The sequence below is a fragment of the Enterobacter sp. MGH120 genome (assembly GCF_001037725.1).
Classification (GTDB): domain Bacteria; phylum Pseudomonadota; class Gammaproteobacteria; order Enterobacterales; family Enterobacteriaceae; genus Enterobacter; species Enterobacter hormaechei_C.
In genome coordinates this window covers 3,799,792-3,819,686 of sequence record NZ_KQ089940.1, presented here as the reverse complement: position 1 = coordinate 3,819,686, position 19,895 = coordinate 3,799,792, and the positions used below count along the sequence as shown (strand labels likewise).

Annotated in this window: 13 protein-coding genes; 8 read left to right on the top strand and 5 right to left on the bottom strand. The window is 57.6% G+C overall.

Annotated features, from left to right (window positions below):
• Positions 1-5 precede the first annotated feature (5 nt).
• Positions 6-2,150 carry a TonB-dependent siderophore receptor gene (locus tag SK54_RS17850; protein WP_048247705.1) on the bottom strand — a complete coding sequence of 715 codons (2,145 nt, stop codon included), beginning with the start codon at positions 2,148-2,150 and terminating at the stop codon, positions 6-8.
• Between the two features lie 123 nt (positions 2,151-2,273).
• Between SK54_RS17850 and SK54_RS17845 the strand changes: the two genes are divergently transcribed.
• A complete protein-coding gene (locus SK54_RS17845; RefSeq protein WP_048247703.1) occupies positions 2,274-3,842 on the top strand; it encodes an alpha/beta hydrolase-fold protein in 1,569 nt (522 codons plus the stop codon).
• On the opposite strand, the gene SK54_RS17840 is transcribed toward SK54_RS17845, so the two are convergent.
• Positions 3,828-4,076, bottom strand: a complete 249-nt coding sequence (locus SK54_RS17840) for a DUF1158 domain-containing protein (protein WP_003858875.1) — start codon at positions 4,074-4,076, stop codon at positions 3,828-3,830. The genes SK54_RS17845 and SK54_RS17840 overlap by 15 nt on opposite strands.
• A gap of 488 nt (positions 4,077-4,564) precedes the next feature.
• Between SK54_RS17840 and SK54_RS17835 the strand changes: the two genes are divergently transcribed.
• The 3 genes from SK54_RS17835 to SK54_RS17825 all read left to right on the top strand — a co-directional run bounded on the left by SK54_RS17835 (position 4,565) and on the right by SK54_RS17825 (position 11,609).
• Positions 4,565-7,273 carry a cation-transporting P-type ATPase gene (locus SK54_RS17835; protein ID WP_048220290.1) on the top strand — a complete coding sequence of 903 codons (2,709 nt, stop codon included), beginning with the start codon at positions 4,565-4,567 and terminating at the stop codon, positions 7,271-7,273.
• 106 nt (positions 7,274-7,379) lie between these two features.
• On the top strand, positions 7,380-8,444 hold the full coding sequence (locus SK54_RS17830) for an efflux RND transporter periplasmic adaptor subunit (RefSeq protein WP_048247701.1): 1,065 nt from the start codon (positions 7,380-7,382) through the stop codon (positions 8,442-8,444).
• Between the two features lie 9 nt (positions 8,445-8,453).
• On the top strand, positions 8,454-11,609 hold the full coding sequence (locus tag SK54_RS17825) for an efflux RND transporter permease subunit (RefSeq protein ID WP_032634062.1): 3,156 nt from the start codon (positions 8,454-8,456) through the stop codon (positions 11,607-11,609).
• Here the strand turns inward: SK54_RS17825 and SK54_RS17820 are convergent.
• Positions 11,539-12,660, bottom strand: coding sequence for a YbdK family carboxylate-amine ligase (locus SK54_RS17820; RefSeq protein WP_015571201.1), 1,122 nt, complete (start codon positions 12,658-12,660; stop codon positions 11,539-11,541). The genes SK54_RS17825 and SK54_RS17820 overlap by 71 nt on opposite strands.
• A gap of 223 nt (positions 12,661-12,883) precedes the next feature.
• Here SK54_RS17820 and SK54_RS17815 point away from each other — a divergent pair, with 223 nt between their 5' ends.
• A complete protein-coding gene (locus SK54_RS17815; protein ID WP_048247698.1) occupies positions 12,884-14,671 on the top strand; it encodes an AIPR family protein in 1,788 nt (595 codons plus the stop codon).
• 200 nt (positions 14,672-14,871) lie between these two features.
• On the opposite strand, the gene SK54_RS17810 is transcribed toward SK54_RS17815, so the two are convergent.
• A complete protein-coding gene (locus SK54_RS17810) occupies positions 14,872-15,327 on the bottom strand; it encodes a hypothetical protein (RefSeq protein ID WP_048247696.1) in 456 nt (151 codons plus the stop codon).
• Positions 15,328-15,617: 290 nt separating this feature from the next.
• Positions 15,618-16,499, bottom strand: coding sequence for a LysR family transcriptional regulator (locus SK54_RS17805; RefSeq protein ID WP_003858850.1), 882 nt, complete (start codon positions 16,497-16,499; stop codon positions 15,618-15,620).
• 105 nt (positions 16,500-16,604) lie between these two features.
• Between SK54_RS17805 and budA the strand changes: the two genes are divergently transcribed.
• From budA to SK54_RS17790, 3 genes are read left to right on the top strand one after another with little or no spacing between them, the layout of a single operon-like run.
• Positions 16,605-17,384: an acetolactate decarboxylase gene (budA, locus tag SK54_RS17800; RefSeq protein WP_026080550.1), complete on the top strand. Its 780-nt coding sequence runs from the start codon at positions 16,605-16,607 to the stop codon at positions 17,382-17,384.
• A 13-nt stretch (positions 17,385-17,397) separates the two neighbouring features.
• The gene (gene alsS / locus SK54_RS17795) at positions 17,398-19,077 is read left to right on the top strand and encodes an acetolactate synthase AlsS (RefSeq protein ID WP_017694359.1); all 1,680 of its coding nucleotides are present in this window, start codon (positions 17,398-17,400) and stop codon (positions 19,075-19,077) included.
• A gap of 20 nt (positions 19,078-19,097) precedes the next feature.
• Positions 19,098-19,868, top strand: coding sequence for a (S)-acetoin forming diacetyl reductase (locus tag SK54_RS17790; protein ID WP_003858846.1), 771 nt, complete (start codon positions 19,098-19,100; stop codon positions 19,866-19,868).
• Positions 19,869-19,895: the final 27 nt, after the last annotated feature.

Below are 19,895 nucleotides of genomic sequence, written 5' to 3'. Positions count from 1 at the left end.
ATCACTTACCACCGATAATTCACCGTTGCCGTCACCGTCCGGCCAATCCCGTAGAAGCACGCCGTATCGCTTGCGCATGACGCCACATACTTCGTGTCTGCCACGTTATTGACGTTGAACTGCACGCTTGCCCCTTTCAGGCTGCGGTTCATCTCGCCCAGATCGTAGCGCAGCATCGCGTCATACAGATCCACCGATGGCACCTTGAAGGTGTTCTTCGCATCGCCGTAGCTGGTGCCGATGTAGCGCATCCCCACGCCAGCGGTCAGGCTCTTCAGCGCTCCGCCCGGAACGGTATAGCTGGCGAACGCCGATGCCATATGCGCTGGAATGCGCGCAGGCGTTTTGCCTTCAGTTCCCGCCACCGTGGTGCTTTCGGTTTTTGCATCGGTGTAAGTGTAGGAGCCAATCAGGTTGATGTTATCCATCAGCGTGGCGTGGATTTCCGCTTCAGCGCCTTTCGAACGCACCTTGCCCGCATTTTCGAACCAGCCTTCAGCGCTGTTATAGGTCGCTACGTTGTCCTGAGTCAAATCGTACAGCGCCAGGGTCATCAGCGTGGTGTCGACCGGCTGATATTTCAGGCCAATCTCGGTCTGCTCCCCGGTAGTGGGCCTGAATGGCGCGACGCCCGGCGCACGGTTGGTTTGCAGGTTCGGTTCAAACGAGGTGCTATAGCTGATGTACGGCGACAGGCCAGAATCAAACGCGTACAGCAGGCCAGTGCGCCAGGTAAATTTGTTGTCGTTCTGCTGGGTTAAGCTGTTGTCGGTGAAGTCGTTGGTACGCACTTCGCTCCAGTCGTAGCGCCCGGAAACCAGCCACTCCCAGTTGTTCCAGCTCATCTGATCCTGAAGATACAGGCCCATCTGGTCGAGATTTTGCTGCTCGTCGGACGCCGTTTTGAAGGTGCTTTCATCCACGTTCACGCCGTAAACCGGGTTTGTCCAGTCGAGGTCATACTGTGAGCCGCTCCCGCGCGCCAGCAGCTGTTTATCCTTACTGGTCTTGTAATCAAATCCGCCGAGCAGGGTGTGGCTGACGCTTCCGGTCTCCAGCAGATATTCCAGCTGGTTATCAAGGCCAAATTCGTTGGTCGTGCGCTCTTCATGCTGGGCGCGACGGGTCAACACCGTGCTGTTGGCCGCGCTGTTGGCGTAAACCAGATAACGATATTTCTGCTTGATGGTGGCGTAACGGGCGTTCTGGCGGAAGGTGAGGTTGTCGGCGAACTGGTGTTCCAGCTCGTAGCCAATCATCGTCTGCTCGCGCCAGGACTGATTGTAATTCGGATCGCTGACGTTAAAGTCGCGCGGGATGTATTTCCCGTCGACGCTTTTCACCGTGCCGTAGGCGGGCAGGAAATTGCGGTATCCGGCATCCGGATCTTTCTGGTAGCTGGTCAGCAGCGTAAAGCGGGTCTGATCGTTCGGGTACCAGGTGATCGCCGGGGCGATCGCCATCCGCGTCTCTTTATAATCGTCCACCTGATTATGCTGCGTACGGGCGATACCGTTCACGCGATACAGCACGCGGCCGTCGTCGCTCAGCCTGCCGCCGAAATCAAACGCACCTTCGGCGAGATCGTGATTGCCGGTGCGGAACTGCACGTTGTGAATGGCCTCCGCCGTCGGGCGCTTGCTGGTCATGCTGATTAATCCGCCCGGATTCACCTGTCCAAACAGCACCGACGCCGGGCCGCGCACCAGCTCCACGCGCTCAAGCAGCCACGGGTCAACTGTGCCCGTCTGTGAGGAAGCCGTTGCGCCAAAGCTTAAGCCGTCGAGGAATTTCGGCACGTAGCTAAAGCCGCGCACAAACACCTCGTCGTTACGGTTAGACGAGCCACGGTACTCGGTAAACACGCCCGCCGAGTAGCGCAGCGCCTGCGAAACGGAGGTGACGTCCTGCATGTTCATCTGATCGCGGGTGATCACCGATACCGACTGCGGCGTCTTCACGATCTCCGCGCTGGTCTTGGTGGCGGAGAGCGTTTTCGTCGCCACAATGCCTTTTACGGGCGCAGTGGGCTCTTCAATCACGCCCTGCGTCACTGTAATCGTTTCTTCTTTCGTTTCTGCCTGAGCCGCGACGCTGGTCGTCGCCAGACTCAGCAGCCAGAGCTGCATTATCTTATTATTTTTAAACATTTTTATTGAACGTCCTTGGTTGCTATCGCCATAAAAACACCGGTAAAACGCCGCTGATGATATTGCAAATTATTACCATTTGCATTAGCGTTGTTAACAAATTTCGTTGGGGAACAAGCGGTAATGAAGAGGGTATGGAGTGGGTTGCTGTTGGGGATCGGCGCGCTGCCCGCCGTGGCGGCAACGTGCGAGCAGTCGTCCCGGCAGGGCGATGTTCAGGGAAAGTTTGATGCCAGCGGCGAAGTCTGCTTCTCCCTGCCCGAGCTGGATGAAAATTACGTTTCCGCCACGCTGCATGGCGTGACGGATGCGCGCCTGCTGGATGGGCAAAACCGTCGCATCCGCACGCTGATCGAAAACGGTCCTGCGGACGGGGAACACACGCTGCTGTTTGCCCTGCCGGTGAAACAGAACACCTCGCTGGTGCTACACGGCGAAGCTGGCAAGCCGTGGCGTTTTCAGTGGCGGATGAAAGAGACCTCTCCGTTACCACGCGTGCAGATGCTGGCGCCAGAAAGCCCGACGCTGAAGGCGCTGGCAAACGTCATTTCTGCCGGTGGAAGTACCGAGGCGTTCTGGCAGGCGCAGCGTCGACAGGGAACGCCGATGGTGGAGCCGGTAGATGCGAGCCATAAGCGGGTGACCTTTCTGTGGCGCGGCGCGCGGGATAACGTCTTCATTCTCGGCTCTCCGGCGGGGGATCACGATCCGCTGTTCCGTCTGGGCAACAGCGACGTCTGGTTCCGCAGCTACGTGGTCCCCGCTGATACGGTGATGCAGTACAAGCTCGCCCCCGATGTGCCGATCGTTGAAGGCTCTGCCCGCGATCAACGCCGCGCCATCCTGGTAAGCGCGCAGGCCGATCCGCTTAACCCGAATAGCTTTGGGGAGCAGAAGACCGATCGCTGGAATCGCTATTCTCTGCTCGATCTCAGCCCGGCGCGCTACTGCTCCGTTCGGGCTACGGCACAGCCGCTGTTACACGGGACGTTGAGCCGCCAGAGGCTGAGCAGCAACATCCTCGGCAATGCCCGCGACGTGATGATCTACCAACCGCGCGGCGCACAGCCTGCACGCTGGACGCTCATCCTTTTCGACGGACAGGTTTATCAGGACGAATACCATTTTGCCAACGTGCTGGACGGTCTGATTGCCCGACATCACCTGCCTCCGATTAACGTGGTGTTTATCGACAGCCTCGATCACGCCCGTCGCGGCAACGAGCTGCCACCAAACCCGGATTTTGCTGACTTTATGGCGCACGAGCTGCTGCCGTGGCTGCGGGGGAAGGGCATCGGCAAGCAGCGGCAGAAAACCGTACTGGCAGGATCAAGCTACGGGGGAATTGCCTCTTCATGGGTGGCGCTGCGCTATCCGCGCCTGTTTGGCAACGTGCTGAGCCTTTCCGGTTCATACTGGTGGGCGCCAGAAGGTGACGCCCCCGGCTGGCTGACGCGTCAGTACCAACAGTCTCCACCGTATCCGGTGCGCTTCTGGTTACAGGCCGGGAAGTTTGAAACCGCGGGGCCGGGCGGCGGCATCTATCGCACCACGCAGGATTTTGAACAGGTGCTGAGGAAAAAAGGCTATCGCGTCAGCTTCCACCCCTCATCCAGCGGCCACGACTTCGCGGCCTGGTGTGAAGCGCTGATCCACGGGATGCGCGATCTCACTGGCTTACGACGCCAGTGAAAACCAGCGGCGCCAGATGAAACGCAGGATAAAGAATTCGATGGCGCCGAGCACCAAAAACCACAGACAGAACAGAATGGTGTACAGCTGATTCAGATCGACCATATGAAAGGTCTGAACCAGCTTCTGCGCCAGCACCAGACCCAGCGACGGCGCGGGTAACAGCAGGCAGGAGAGCAGGGCCATCAGCAAAATGCCCCCTGCGGTGAGCAGCGATTCTAACGGGTGTTTCATCGTAATGTTAATCGTCAGTTAAAAATGTCATTGTCCGGCATCCTGAAACGTAAAGCAATATCATCCCCGCTGGCAAAATTGGGTAAAAGGCCACCGTTATTCTGCGAATTAATAACAGAAAATAGATAATATTTTCGGGGCGATTAAATTAATATCGCGTTATGTAAATAAACGTCTTTCTCACGAAAATAATTTTACAAAGCTATAGGTGCTATATCCAATTAACGTCGCAATAACAATGGCTGCGACAATGTATAACGCCAGACGCCGTCCGCGATAAATACCAAACATGCTTCCTCCTCGTTTAGTGTTGGTTTAGAAATATTTTGTAAAAATCAACGCGTCGAAATAATTTTAATCAGTTTTGAATAACCGGGTAGTCAATATATTGCGGTAGATCAATTTAACCCGCAAGACTTAAAAATGAATTATTTAAAGCCAGAAAGGAATTCCGGCTTCCGTCCACCGGATATTGAAGGAAAAATACCATGACCAAAAAAAATTTCTCGCAGAATATGCCACCCGCAGGCGGGCAGGCGTACCAGCAGACCGTAGAGCAGGTGCTTGCTCAGGCGCAGAGCCAGGCTAATGGCCTGGACCGTGCCGAGGCGCAGGCGCGTTTACAGAAGCATGGCCCGAACGCGCTGCCGGAGAAAAAAGGCAAGCCGGGCTGGCTGCGTTTTCTCGCGCATTTTAACGATGTCCTGATTTACGTCCTGCTGGCAGCCGCCGTATTAACGGCAGTAATGGGACACTGGGTTGATACGCTGGTTATTCTGGGCGTGGCGGTAATCAATGCCTTAATTGGCCACATTCAGGAAAGTAACGCGGAAAAATCCCTGAAGAGTATTCGCAATATGCTCTCCAGCGAGGCGCGCGTTATTCGTAACGGCAACCATGAAACTATCCCGACGACGGAAATCGTCCCGGGCGATATTATTGTGTTGCGCGCAGGAGATCGTATACCGGCGGATATGCGCTTAATCGAAGCGCATAATTTACGCGTGGAAGAGGCAATTCTGACCGGTGAATCCACCGTGGTGGATAAACACACGAACCCGATGAACGGCGAATTACCGCTGGGCGACCGCACGAACCTGGTCTTTTCCGGTACGACGGTAAGCGCGGGCGGCGGCGTTGGCGTGGTCATTGCCACGGGCCAGGAGACCGAACTCGGCCACATCAACCAGATGATGGCGGGCATTGAAAAACACCGCACCCCGCTGCTGGTGCAGATGGACAAGCTGGGCAAAGCGATCTTCGCCATCATTCTGGCGATGATGGCCGCGCTGTTTGTCTTCAGCCTGGTGTTCCGCGAGATCCCGATGGGCGAGCTGCTGCTCTCCCTGATTAGCCTGGCGGTAGCCTCCGTACCGGAAGGTCTGCCAGCGATTATCTCCATTATCCTCTCCCTGGGTGTGCAGGCGATGGCGCGCAAGCGGGCGATTATCCGCAAGCTGCCGACGGTTGAAACCCTGGGCGCGATGACCGTGGTCTGCTCGGATAAAACCGGCACCCTGACCATGAACGAGATGACGGTGAAAGCCATCATCACCGCCGACACCTGCTATCGCGTGGACGGCAACAGCTACGAGCCGGTGGGCAACATCTACCTCGAAGGCAGCGACGAGCCGGTGCAGATCCAGCCGGGCACTGTGCTGGAGCAGTACCTGCGCACCATCGACCTGTGTAACGACAGCCAGCTGATTCAGGACGAGCGTGGCCTGTGGGGCATCACCGGCGGGCCAACCGAGGGCGCGCTGAAGGTGCTGGCGGCCAAGGCCCACCTCGAGCCGGTCGTGACCACGCTGGTTAATAAGATCCCGTTCGACTCTCAGTACAAGTACATGAGCACCCACTACCAGATTGGCAGTGAGGAGCAGATTTTGATTACCGGCGCGCCGGACGTGATTTTCGCCCTGTGTGAGCAGCAGCAGACCCGCAACGGTGCGCAAGCCTTTGACCGCGCGTACTGGGAAACGGAGATGGAGCGCTATGCGCGTCAGGGGCTGCGCATGGTCGCCGCGGCGTTCAAGCCAGCGAACGGCGAGCAGGCATTAACTCACGACGACCTGAGCCACGGTCTGATCTTCCTCGGCATTGCCGGGATGATGGATCCGCCGCGTCCGGAAGCGATTGAGGCGATTAACGCCTGCCAGCAGGCGGGGATCCGCGTGAAGATGATCACCGGGGATCACCCGCAGACGGCGATGAGCATCGGCCAGATGCTGGGGATCACCAACAGCGAGCAGGCGGTTACCGGCTACCAGCTGGAGAAGATGGACGACGCCGAGCTGGCGGAAGCGGCGGTGAAGTATGACATCTTCGCCCGTACCAGCCCGGAGCATAAGCTGCGCCTGGTGAAAGCGTTGCAGGACAAAGGCGAAATCGTCGGCATGACCGGTGACGGCGTGAACGATGCCCCGGCGCTGCGCCAGGCGGACGTGGGTATCGCGATGGGCATCAAAGGCACGGAAGTGACCAAAGAGGCGGCGGACATGGTCCTGACGGACGATAACTTCGCCACCATCGCCAGCGCGGTGAAAGAGGGACGTCGCGTTTACGACAACCTGAAGAAGACCATTCTGTTCATCATGCCGACCAACCTGGCGCAGGGGCTATTGATTGTGATTGCGCTGCTGGCGGGGAACATCATTCCGCTGACGCCAGTGCTGATCCTGTGGATGAACATGGCGACCTCCGCCACGCTCTCCTTCGGCCTGGCCTTCGAGGCCGCCGAGCGCAACATTATGCGCCGCCCGCCGCGTCAGACCGGGCAGCACGTGATGGACGCCTACGCCGTCTGGCGCGTGGCCTTCGTCGGCACCATGATTGCCATCGCCGCCTTTGCGCTGGAAGCCTGGCTGGCCCCGCGCGGCCACAGCGCGGAGTTCATCCGCACCGTGCTGTTGCAGATGCTGGTCTGCGCCCAGTGGGTATACATGATTAACTGCCGCAACACCGACGGGTTCTCCCTGAACCGCGGCCTGCTGGCGAACAAAGGGATCTGGCTGGTAACGGGCGTACTGTTCCTGCTCCAGGCGGCGATTATCTACCTGCCGTTTATGCAGATGCTGTTCGGCACCGAAGCGCTGCCGCTGCGCTACTGGTTCGTGACGCTGGCGGTGGCGGGCGTGATGTTCTTCGTCGTCGAAATCGAGAAGCGACTGACCCGCAGGTTCCGTAAGGCTGCATAACCTTTTGCCCTCACCCTAACCCTCTCCCACAGGGAGAGGGAACTCTGACCTCCCTCTCCCTGTGGGAGAGGGCCGGGGTGAGGGAAAACAACGCCGAGGTACTCCCATGAAATTCCCACTCCTGTTCGCGCTCCTCGCCTGCACCCTGCCACCCGCATTCGCCGCGGCCATTCCCGTGCGTGTCGCTACCGTGGAGCAGACCGCCCACGCCGCCGAGCGTCAGATCCCGGGTCGCATTGAAGCTATCCACACCGTTGAGCTGCGCGCCCGCACGGAAGGCGTCATCAACAGAATCCACTTCCGCGACGGGCAGTACGTGAAAAAAGGCGACGTGTTGTTCGAACTGGACGACGCCGAGCCGCGCGCCGCCCTGCGTCTGGCGCAGGCCGAAGTGAGAAGCGCCGAAGCCACGCTGCGTCAGGCGCAGCAGCAGCTGTCACGCTTCGAAAGCCTGGGCAGCAGCAACGCCATCAGCCGCCACGACGTGGACAACGCCCGCATGCAGCGCGACGTAGCGAGCGCCGCGCTGGAGCAGGCGAAAGCCCGGCTCGACACCCGCAGCGTCACCCTCAACTACACGCGTATTACCTCACCGATTGACGGGCGCGTGGGGCACAGCAACTTTCACGTCGGCAGCCTGGTAAATCCTGCCAGCGGTGTGCTGGTGGAGGTGGTGCAGCTCGATCCCATCCGCATTGCCTTTGCGCTGGAAGAGGGCACGTTTGCCACTAAAGCCGGACAGCATGCGGATATCAGCGCCATGAAGCAGGCCTGGCAGGCGCTGATTGACAGCAACGGCCAGCGCATCAGCGGGGAACTCACCTCCGTGGACAACCGCATCGACCCGCGCACCGCCAGCGTGATGCTGCGCGCCGAGTTCGCCAACCCGCGCCATCAGCTGCTGCCCGGCGGCAACGTGAACGTCTACCTGCGTCCGTCAAGTGAGCAACCAGTGCTGACTCTGCCCGCCGCTGCCGTACAGCAGAATGGCGACGGGTTCTTCGCATGGGTGGTTAACGCCGAGGATAAAGCCGAAATGCGTCCGCTGAAGGTCGCCGTACAGATCGGCCAGCAGTTCCAGATTGCCTCCGGCCTGAAGCCCGGTGAGCGAGCGATTACTGACGGTGCGCAGCGCGTGCAGCCAGGCGTTGCCGTCCAGATACTGAATTAAGGAGCCATCATGCTGACGTTTTTCATCAAACGCCCGCGCTTTGCGATGGTGATTGCGCTGGTCATCACCCTGCTGGGGGCCATCGCGCTGAGGATTATTCCGGTGGAGCAGTACCCGCAGATCACCCCGCCGGTCGTGAATGTGTCAGCGTCATGGCCGGGCGCCAGCTCGGCTGACGTGGCGGAGGCCATCGCCACGCCGCTGGAAACCCAGCTGAACGGGGTGGATCATATGCTCTATATGGAGTCCACCAGTTCGGACGAGGGTAGCTATAGCCTGAACATTACCTTTGCGGCAGGCACCGACCCGGATCTCGCCGCCATCGACGTGCAGAACCGCGTGGCGCAGGCCGTGGCGCAGCTGCCGACCGAGGCGCAGCAAAACGGCGTGCAGGTGCGCAAGCGCGCCACCAACCTGATGATGGGGGTAAGCCTTTACTCACCGAACAACACCCACACGCCGCTGTTCGTCAGCAACTACGCCAGCACCCAGGTGCGCGAGGCGCTGTCGCGTCTGCCGGGCGTCGGGCAGGTACAGATGTTTGGCGCACGGGACTACAGCATGCGCATCTGGCTGCGCCCGGACCGCATGAACGCCCTGAACGTGACCAGCGATGACGTGGCGCAGGCGCTGCGCGAGCAGAACGTGCAGGGGGCGGCAGGCCAGGTCGGCACGCCGCCGGTGTTTAACGGCCAGCAGCAGACCCTGACCATTAACGGGCTGGGGCGCTTAAATCAGGCCGACGACTTTGCCAACATCATTATCCGCGCCGGGGAGATGGGGCAGCTGGTGCGCCTGAAGGACGTCGCCACCATCGAGCTTGGCTCGCGCAGCTACAGCTCTGGCGCGCAGCTGAACGGGCACGACTCCGCCTACCTCGGCATCTACCCGACGCCGTCCGCTAACGCCCTGCGCGTGGCCGATGCGGTGCGCGCGGAGCTGGAACGGTTATCCACGCGCTTCCCGGACGATCTGGTCTATGAAGTCAAATTCGACACCACCTCGTTTGTGGCCGCCACCATCAAAGAGATTGGCGTCTCGCTGGCGCTGACGATGCTGGCGGTGGTGGTCGTGGTGTCCCTGTTCCTGCAAAGCTGGCGCGCGACGCTGATTGTTGCCCTTGCCATTCCGGTGTCGCTGGTGGGCACCTTCGCGGTGCTCTATACGCTCGGCTACTCCGCCAATACGCTGAGCCTGTTCGCTATCATTCTGGCGCTGACCATGGTGGTGGATGACGCCATCGTGGTGGTGGAGAGCGTCGAAACGCTGATGGCGGAAGGGCAGAGCCGTACGGCGGCGACCGCGCTGGCGCTGCGCCAGATCGCCGGGCCAGTGATTGCCACCACGCTGGTGCTGCTGGCGGTGTTTGTGCCGGTGGCGCTCCTGCCGGGGATTGTCGGCGAGCTGTACCGCCAGTTCGCGGTGACGCTCTCGACTGCCGTCACGCTCTCAAGCCTGGTGGCGTTGACTCTTACGCCCGCCCTGTGCGCGCTGTTGCTGCGCCCGCGACCGGAGAAACCTGCGGCACTCTATCGCGCCTTTAACCACGGGCTGGACGCCACGCGCGGTTTCTACACCCGCATCGTGAACGTTTTAAACCTGCGCCCGTGGCTGGCGCTGCTGGCCACCGCAGGCGCGGCGGCGGTGGTGGTATTCAGCTTTATGTCGATGCCAAAGGGCTTCCTGCCGCAGGAGGATCAGGGCTACTTCTTCGCCAGCGTCCAGCTGCCGGAGGCAGCCTCGCTGGAGCGCACCGAAGCGGTGATGACCACCGCGCGCGAGCTGATCGCTAACAACCCGGCGGTAGAAGACGTGATTCAGGTCTCCGGGTTTAACATCCTCAACGGCACCAGCGCATCGAACGGCGGGTTTATCTCCATCATGCTCAAAGACTGGAGCGAGCGTCCGCCGCTGGATGAGGTGATGGGCATCCTTCAGCGCCAGCTGCTGGCCCTGCCGGAAGCCACCATCATGACCTTTGCGCCGCCGACGCTGCCGGGGCTGGGCAACGCCTCCGGCTTCGACCTGCGCATTCAGGCGCAGGCGGGGCAAAGTCCGGCGGAGCTGGAGCGCGTGACGCGTGAGGTGCTGGCGAAAGCCAACCAGCACCCGCAGCTGAGCCGCGTGTTCACCACCTGGAGCAGCAACGTGCCGCAGATGACGCTCACCGTTGACCGCGAGCGCGCGGCCCGCCTCGACGTGCCGGTGTCACGCATCTTCAGCAGCCTGCAAACCGCCTTTGGCGGCACGCGCGCCGGGGATTTCAGCGTCAACAACCGCGTCTACCACGTAGTGATGCAGAACGAGATGCAGTGGCGCGAGCGCGCGGAGCAAATCAGCGAGCTGTTCGTGCGCAGCAACAGCGGCGAGCGGGTGCGTCTGAGCAACCTCATCACCATCACGCCGACCGTCGGCGCGCCATTTATACAGCAGTACAACCAGTTCCCGTCGGTATCGGTGAGCGGCTCGGCAGCGGAAGGGGTGAGCAGCAGCACCGCAATGGCGGCGATGGGCGAGATTCTGGCGGAAAACCTGCCAGCCGGGTACGACTACGCCTGGAGCGGCATGTCGTATCAGGAGCAGCAGACCGGCAATCAGGCGATATGGATCGTGCTGGCGGCGGTGGTGATGGCGTGGCTGTTCCTCGTCGCCCAGTACGAGAGCTGGACGCTGCCGGCGAGCGTGATGCTCTCGGTGCTGTTCGCCATCGGCGGGGCGCTGGTCTGGCTGTGGCTGGCGGGCTACGCCAACGACGTGTATGTGCAGATAGGTCTGGTGCTACTGATAGCCCTCGCCGCCAAGAACGCAATTCTTATCGTGGAGTTTGCCCGCGCCCGGCGCATGGATGGAATGGCGATTGTCGATGCCGCACGGGAGGGGGCATCGCGCCGCTTCCGCGCGGTAATGATGACCGCCGTGTCGTTCATTATCGGCGTCCTGCCGATGATGCTGGCGACCGGGGCGGGTGCCCAGAGCCGCCGCATCATCGGCACTACGGTGTTCAGCGGCATGCTGGTGGCGACCGTGGTGGGGATAGTGTTCATCCCGGCGCTGTTCGTGCTGTTCCAGCGCCTGCGCGAGTGGGGCCACGGCCTTACGGACTCGTCGCCCACAGCTCACAGTGCTTCTGCACCAGAGAAATCAGCGAGCCGCCATCGGCGATAAAGTCCCGCATGCGCTGCGCCTCGCTCTTGCCCTGCTTTAACAGCAGGGCAATCTCATTGATTGCGCTTGTCGCGCCGAGCTTCTCGGCCGACGGCGCAACCTGCTCGAGCAGCCAGGCGATATCTTCCGCCACGGTTTTGTGCTCGCCGGTATGTACGTCCGTCAGAATGCCTTCCAGCCCGTAGCGACAGGCCTGAAAACGGTTAAAGCGATAGAGCAGAAAATCCCGTTCCTGATGCTTATACGGCCGCGCGGTCAGCAGCCAGTGCGACGTCGCCTGAATAAGCCCGGCGATGTTAATGGCGTGGCTGAGCGTCAGCGGCGTATCCATCACCCGCACCTCGACGGTGCCGAAGTGCGGGCTGGGGCGGATGTCCCAGTGCAGATCCTTAATGCTGTCGATCATGCTGGTGGAGCTCAGGCGGCGGAACAGCCCCTCGAACTCCTGCCAGCTGTTGACCCACGGCATCTGACCGTTATCCGGGAAGCCCGAGAAGATGTTGAGACGCGATGAGGCGAACTTCGTGTCCGTGCCCTGCATATACGGTGATGCGGCGGCCAGGGCGATAAAGTGCGGCACAAAGCGCGACAGGCCGTGCAGCAGGTAAATGGCGTCGTCCCCGGTCCGACAGCCGACGTGTACGTGCTGGCCGAACACCGTCGCCTGCAAAATCAGATAGCCAAAGCGCTCCAGCGTGACGTTATAGCGCTCGTCGTCGCACACTTCCTGCCGCTGCCATTTCTGGAACGGATGCGTCCCACCGCCGCAGATCTGGATATGCTGATCTTCCGCCGCGCGCAGGATGCTCTGCTGCATCACTGAAAACTGCGCCGCTGCCTGGTCGATGGTCTGGCACACGCCGGTGGCGATTTCGAGCATGCTTTCGGTGATGTCGTGTTTGACTTCCCCCCCTTTGATGTCGTCTTTGACGGCGGCGATGAGGGCAGAGGAGTCCTGGCTCAGATCGTAACCCGGCGGGTTAACCACCTGGAGTTCGAGCTCAATGCCGAGGGTATAAGGTTCAGAGGATTTGAAGTCGGGTAAAGGCATGGCGCACTCCGTTGTCTGTTATGAGTTGAGTATAGACAACGACGGAGCTTGGATCTTATAGATGAGGTTGGTGGTTTTTTAATCACCAGTTTACTTTAAGGTTATTTGAATGAAGTTTGCATACCTGGACTTTAAATCGAAAATACGAAATTATTGATGTGCTTCATGGCATTTTATTTATTTTTTCTATATTAACATTGTTTTTATATCGAGAAAAATGTAAATGACAATTGTCACAGAAATCCCTCAGGCAGCCAATAGTGTCCCAGCTTCAGCTACTGCTGGTGTCCAAGCCCGTCGTATAGGACAAAAGCTCTTCGAACGATTTGAACCTCATCTTGATACTCGAGAATGTGCGCCGGGAAGTAGCCAATATGTAGAAAAAATGACTAGTCGAGCAATTGCGGCATTTGCAATACAGTGCTACGGAGCTACTGATGACGTCGAGGCTAGTCATGCAGTATGTGATAGTTCAAATGATGGTGGAATTGACGCAATATACGTTTCACATGTTGAAAAAAAACTTATTTGTGTTCAAGCTAAGTATAACCAAAGCGGAAATAACACTTGGTCATTAACTGATTTTTTAAGGTTTAAAGATGCCTGTTCATGCTTACAAAGAGAAGAGTATTACAGATTTGATGAGCGTCTTTCAGCTATTTCACAGGATATTTCAATAGCTCTGGATTCTATAGATTATAAATTTTATTTTGTTATGGCTCATACCGGCAAGACTGGAGCCGCAAACCAAATATTATCTGACATGCAATCTTGGCAGTCAGAATTGAATGATGATGCATGTGTTAATGTTAGTTCAATGCCTTCATCAGATTACCCTTTTCAGGTTCATCTTTTTTCTGCAGAAGATATTTCCAGCGCAATCCAAGGGCAGTCATTATCAGCAATTAATCTTGAAGATGTTGAGCTTATGGAGTATGGGAAAATAACAGAGCCACATAATGCATATTTTGGGGTGGTTACTGGCGAACAAATCTCTGAGTGGTGGTCTACACATGGAACACAACTCTTCTCGAAGAATATACGTAATATTCTTGGGCAAACAGATGTTAATGACTCGATAAAGAAAACTATATCAGACGAACCGAATAATTTTTGGTTTTATAATAACGGTATAACTGTATTAGTTCGTGAGGCTAGCCCACATCGAAGAAATACATCTGATAACGCACGAGGTCTTTTTACGTTTCACGATATAAGTATTATTAATGGTGCTCAAACAGTTAGCTCTATAGGTCTTATTTCCAAACAGCACGATTTATCAGAAGAGTATCTTAGAAGTATTAAGTTGCAAGCAAGATTTATCGTCACTGATGATAATGATTTAGTGAAAAATATCACTCGAGCAAATAATCATCAAAACCGTGTGTTAGGTAGGGATTTTGCTTCCCAAGAAAGTGAACAAGTTAGGCTTAATAAGGATTTAATTGTTGAAGGATACGTTTATCAGTTGTTGAGAACTAATGAAATACAAGTTAGTAGTGAGAAGGTTATAACGATTGATGAAGCGCTAAATGCTTTAGTTTGCGCAAATGGTACACCAAGTGCAGTTGTAACCTTGAAATCACAGCGTGGTAAATTCTTTGAAAACCTTGATGGTTCGTTATATCGCTCAACTTTTAATTCTTCTGTTTCTGGAGTGAAAGTAATAAATGTGGTTAATTTCAATAAAATGATCGAGCGAAAAGTTCATGAAAAGCTCGCCAGTATAAATAGACAAAGGGATAAAAAGCTCTATGGAATCCTAACTCATGGTAATAGATATTTGTCTGCTATGATGTTCAAATTAGATGATGCATGGAAGTCTAGAACTATTGCAATGTATGATGAAGATGAGATTGAACGGAAATTCAACGCTCTCACTAGTACTACGGAAATTTACCTCACGCAATTTCATGATGGCGCTTATCTGGCGAGGTTGTTTACAAATGTAGAAAAAACAACAGCAACGATGAGTTACATTCAAAATTATTTAGCTCAGTTAGAAAGCTAATTGGATCAAGAAATACTGGTTTTAGCGACCAGTATTTCTTGTCCCTAAACACTTGAAGGTAATTATGCTACTTCGTCTATATCTTATGTGGTAATAATTCTTCGCTTTCTTAAAGCTTTAAGTGTGTGACAAGGATGTGAAATCTTTTTTGAAAAATTCTAGCCTAAAAAATAAAAAGTTAAGATGGCTAACTACTTATTTCAGTGCGCCGTTATATAAGGCTCCTTCACAAACTCGGCGAGCAGCCAGACCATATCATGCAGCAGCCCGGTGAGTTCTTTCGCCACGCTCACAGGCAACGTCCCGCCCATTACCGCCAGCGTTAACGCCACAGCATAATCCACCTGCAACGCCGTATCCTGCCAGCAGTCCGGTACGCAGGAGGCGATCTTTTCCCCCGCAATTAGCTGTTCCACCAGATACGGCGGAAGTTCCGAGTCACAGCGCTCACGCATTCGTTTTAGCGCAGCCAGCAGTTGCTTACAGAGCGTGGCAAATGTCACCGCATCGTCCGTTTCCACCAGTACGCTCACGTACGCCGCACAGGTGCCAGCCAGTTCAAAGAGATCCGCAGAATCGGGAAGTTGAAGGTGAAGAAGGTGATGAACAGCGCTTTCTTCAGCGTGTACGTATGAAAATCCAGGGGTAGTCGCCATTTAGCATCCTCGTTGTCCAAAAAAAATGTCATGTCATGCTAACGGGTTCCTACGCCCGGTTACGGATGTGCCGCAACGCAGGCACTTTACGACCGCGGAGAAGGGATGAAAAGGGATGCCCCTGAATTACATAAGGTTGCTTAAAAGTTTGCGAGGCGGCTTCCAAAGGGCATTGCCGGGTGGCGGCTGCGCCTTACCCGGCCTACAAAACCGCCAACAAGCCAACCAACCCGCGACACGAACCGTAGGCCCGCGCAAGCGCAGCGCCGCCGGGCACAGCCACACCGTAGCTACCCCTCGCTCATCATCGCCAGAAACCGCTTCACCGTCCGCGAACGCTCAAAACGCCGCCAGCAGAGCGCGATATCGGTATAAAGCTCCGGTGAGCGCAGCGCATGGTAGGTGACATTCGGCGGAGAAATAGCGGCCATGGATTTCGGCACCAGCGCGAACCCGCCGCCGGCGGAGACCATGCTCAGGGAAGAGGAAAGTTGTGAAGATTGCAGCGTGTGTTGCATATCGATCCCGGCCCGCTCGCAGCTGCCGTAAACGCGGTCATACAGCCCCGGTGCTACCTCCTGGGGGAACAGCACCACCGGCGTATCCCGCAGCTCATCCAGCGCCAGATCGCCACATGCCGCCAGAGGATGATCGCGATGCAGCGCCACCACCATCGGCTCCCGATCGAGGATTTTTAATTCGAACACCTTACTGCTTTCGCACGGCAGGCGCACAAAGGCGATATCCAGCTCACCCTCCGCCAGCATCGTCGTCAGCGACGACATATTGGCTTCCACCTGGTGAACCTGCACAGCCATGTTCTGCACCTGAAACTGGCGAATCAGGGCGAAGATTTTGGGATGAAAAGCATCTGAACTGGTGATGCCAATCGACAGGCTGCCGTTCAGCCCGCGCGCGATGCCCCGGGCTTTCTCCAGCGCGGCGTCGCTCAGCGCCAGGATCTTACAGGCGTCCTCATAGAAGGCCTCTCCCGCTTCGGTCAGCTCCACGCCCCGTGTCAGGCGCCTGAACAGCGGCGTGCCCACTTCCTCTTCGAGCCGTTTGATCTGCTGACTCAGAGGAGGCTGTGAAATACCCAGCGCTTTGGCCGCCCTGGTGAAGTGTCGCTCGCGTGCTACCGCGACAAAATAGCGCAGATAACGAAGTTCCATATCAAAAACGTCTCAAACCAGCATGGATTCTATATTGGAACTCTCTGCTGAATCGGGTCAACATTTATTTAACCTTTATAAATAAAGTTGAAGAGGACGGGCATGATGATGCATTCATCTGCATGCGACTGTGAGGCGAGTTTATGCGAGACCCTGCGTGGGTTCTCGGCTCAGCATCCTGACAGCGTGATCTATCAGACATCGCTAATGAGCGCCCTGCTAAGCGGCGTCTACGAAGGGGAGACGACCATCGCCGACCTGCTGGCACACGGTGATTTTGGTCTCGGTACCTTTAACGAGCTGGACGGTGAAATGATTGCCTTCAGCAGCCAGGTGTACCAGCTGCGCGCCGACGGCAGCGCCCGCGCCGCGAAGCCGGAGCAAAAAACGCCGTTCGCGGTGATGACCTGGTTCCAGCCGCAGTACCGCAAAGCCTTCGACGGGCCGGTCAGCCGTCAGCAGATCCACGACGTGATCGACCAGCAAATCCCCTCCGATAACCTGTTCTGCGCGCTGCGCATCGACGGCAATTTCCGCCACGCGCACACCCGCACCGTACCGCGCCAGACGCCGCCGTACCGGGCGATGACCGACGTGCTGGATGACCAGCCGGTGTTCCGCTTTAACCAGCGCGAGGGCGTGCTGGTCGGGTTCCGCACCCCGCAGCATATGCAGGGCATTAACGTGGCGGGCTATCACGAACACTTTATCACCGACGACCGTCAGGGCGGGGGCCACCTGCTCGACTATCAGCTGGAGAACGGCGTGCTCACCTTCGGCGAAATCCACAAGCTGATGATTGACCTGCCCGCCGACAGCGCGTTTTTACAGGCCAACCTGCACCCCAGCAACCTTGATGCGGCTATCCGCGCCGTCGAAAACTAACAGGAGAACTACCGTGAACAGTGAGAAACAGTCACGTCAGTGGGCGCACGGCGCCGATATGGTTGTCGGCCAGCTGGAAGCGCAGGGTGTGAAGCAGGTGTTCGGCATACCGGGCGCAAAAATCGACAAGGTCTTTGACTCCCTGCTGGACTCCTCCATCGAGATTATCCCGGTGCGTCACGAGGCGAACGCGGCGTTTATGGCGGCAGCGGTAGGGCGGCTAACCGGTAAGGCCGGGGTCGCGCTGGTCACCTCCGGGCCGGGCTGCTCCAACCTGATCACCGGCATCGCCACCGCCAACAGCGAAGGTGACCCGGTGGTGGCGCTGGGCGGGGCGGTGAAGCGGGCAGATAAAGCGAAACTGGTGCACCAGAGCATGGATACCGTCGCCATGTTCAGCCCGGTCACCAAATACGCCGTCGAAGTTAATTCACCGGACGCGATTGCCGAGGTGGTGTCGAACGCGTTTCGCGCTGCCGAGCAGGGCAGGCCGGGCGGGGCGTTTGTCAGCCTGCCGCAGGATATTGTCGACCAGCCCACCACGGGGGCGATTTTACCCGCCAGCACCGCGGCGCTGATGGGCCCGGCGCCGGAGTCAGCCATCAACGACGTGGCGAAGCTTATCGCGAAGGCCAAAAACCCGGTCATCTTACTCGGCCTGATGGCCAGCCAGCCCGCCAACAGCGCCGCGCTGCATAAGCTGCTGGAGAGAAGCCGTATTCCGGTCACCAGCACCTATCAGGCCGCCGGGGCGGTGAATCAGGAACACTTCACCCGCTTCGCCGGACGCGTCGGCCTCTTTAACAACCAGGCGGGCGACCGGCTGCTGCATCTGGCGGACCTGATTATCTGCATCGGCTACAGCCCGGTGGAATACGAGCCGTCCATGTGGAACAGCGGCGACGCGACGCTGGTGCACATTGACGTGCTGCCCGCTTATGAGGAGCGCAAGTATGTTCCCGATCTGGAACTGGTCGGGGATATTGCCGCCACGCTGAATCTGCTTGCCAGTCGAATCGAGCACAAACTTGAACTCAGCCAGCGCGCCTCGGAAATTCTTGTCGATCGCCAGCATCAGCGGGACCTCCTCGACCGTCGCGGCGCATCGCTTAACCAGTTTGCCCTGCATCCGCTGCGCATCGTGCGCGCCATGCAGGACATTGTGAACAACGACGTGACGCTCACCGTCGACATGGGCAGCTTCCATATCTGGATCGCCCGCTACCTCTACAGCTTCCGGGCGCGTCAGGTGATGATCTCCAACGGTCAGCAGACCATGGGCGTGGCGCTGCCGTGGGCTATTGGCGCGTGGCTGGTCAACCCGGGGCGCAAGGTGGTCTCGGTCTCCGGGGACGGCGGCTTTTTGCAGTCGAGCATGGAGCTGGAAACCGCCGTACGCCTCAACGCCAATGTGCTGCACATCATCTGGGTGGATAACGCCTACAACATGGTGGCCATCCAGGAAGAGAAAAAATACCAGAGGCTTTCCGGCGTCGAGTTCGGCCCGGTCGATTTCAAAGCCTATGCCGACGCGTTCGGTGCGAAAGGCTTTGCCGTCGAGAGCGCCGATGCGCTCGAACCGACGCTGCGTGCGGCAATGGATGTCGATGGCCCGGCCGTGGTGGCCATTCCCGTCGACTACAGCGATAACCCGCTGCTGATGGGCCAGCTCCATCTCAGCCAGATTTTGTGAATCAATATAAGGACAGAGAAATGCAAAAAGTGGCTCTCGTAACCGGCTCCGGCCAGGGGATTGGCAAAGCGATCGCGCTTCGCCTGGTGAAGGACGGCTTTGCCGTTGCTATTGCGGATTACAACGAAGAGACGGCGAAAGCGGTCGCGGATGAGATCACCCGTAACGGCGGGAAGGCCGTCGCCGTGAAGGTGGACGTCTCTGACCGCGAGCAGGTGTTCGCGGCGGTGGAAAAAGCCCGCACCGCGCTGGGCGGTTTTAACGTCATCGTCAATAACGCCGGGGTGGCGCCGTCCACGCCCATCGAATCCATCACGCCGGAGATTGTCGACAAGGTTTACAACATCAACGTGAAAGGGGTGATCTGGGGCATTCAGGCCGCAATTGACGCGTTTCGTAAAGAGGGGCACGGCGGCAAGATCATCAACGCCTGCTCCCAGGCGGGCCACACCGGTAACCCGGAGCTGGCCGTCTACAGTTCCAGTAAATTCGCGGTGCGCGGCTTAACCCAGACCGCCGCGCGGGATCTCGCGCCGCTGGGGATCACCGTTAACGCCTACTGCCCGGGGATCGTCAAAACGCCGATGTGGGCGGAAATCGACCGTCAGGTCTCCGAGGCGGCGGGTAAACCGCTTGGCTACGGGACGGAAACCTTTGCCAAACGCATCACGCTTGGCCGTTTGTCCGAGCCGGAAGACGTGGCCGCCTGCGTCTCTTACCTCGCCGGGCCGGATTCCGACTACATGACCGGTCAGTCGCTGCTGATTGATGGTGGGATGGTGTTCAACTAAATACACAATACTAAAAAGCTCTGACAT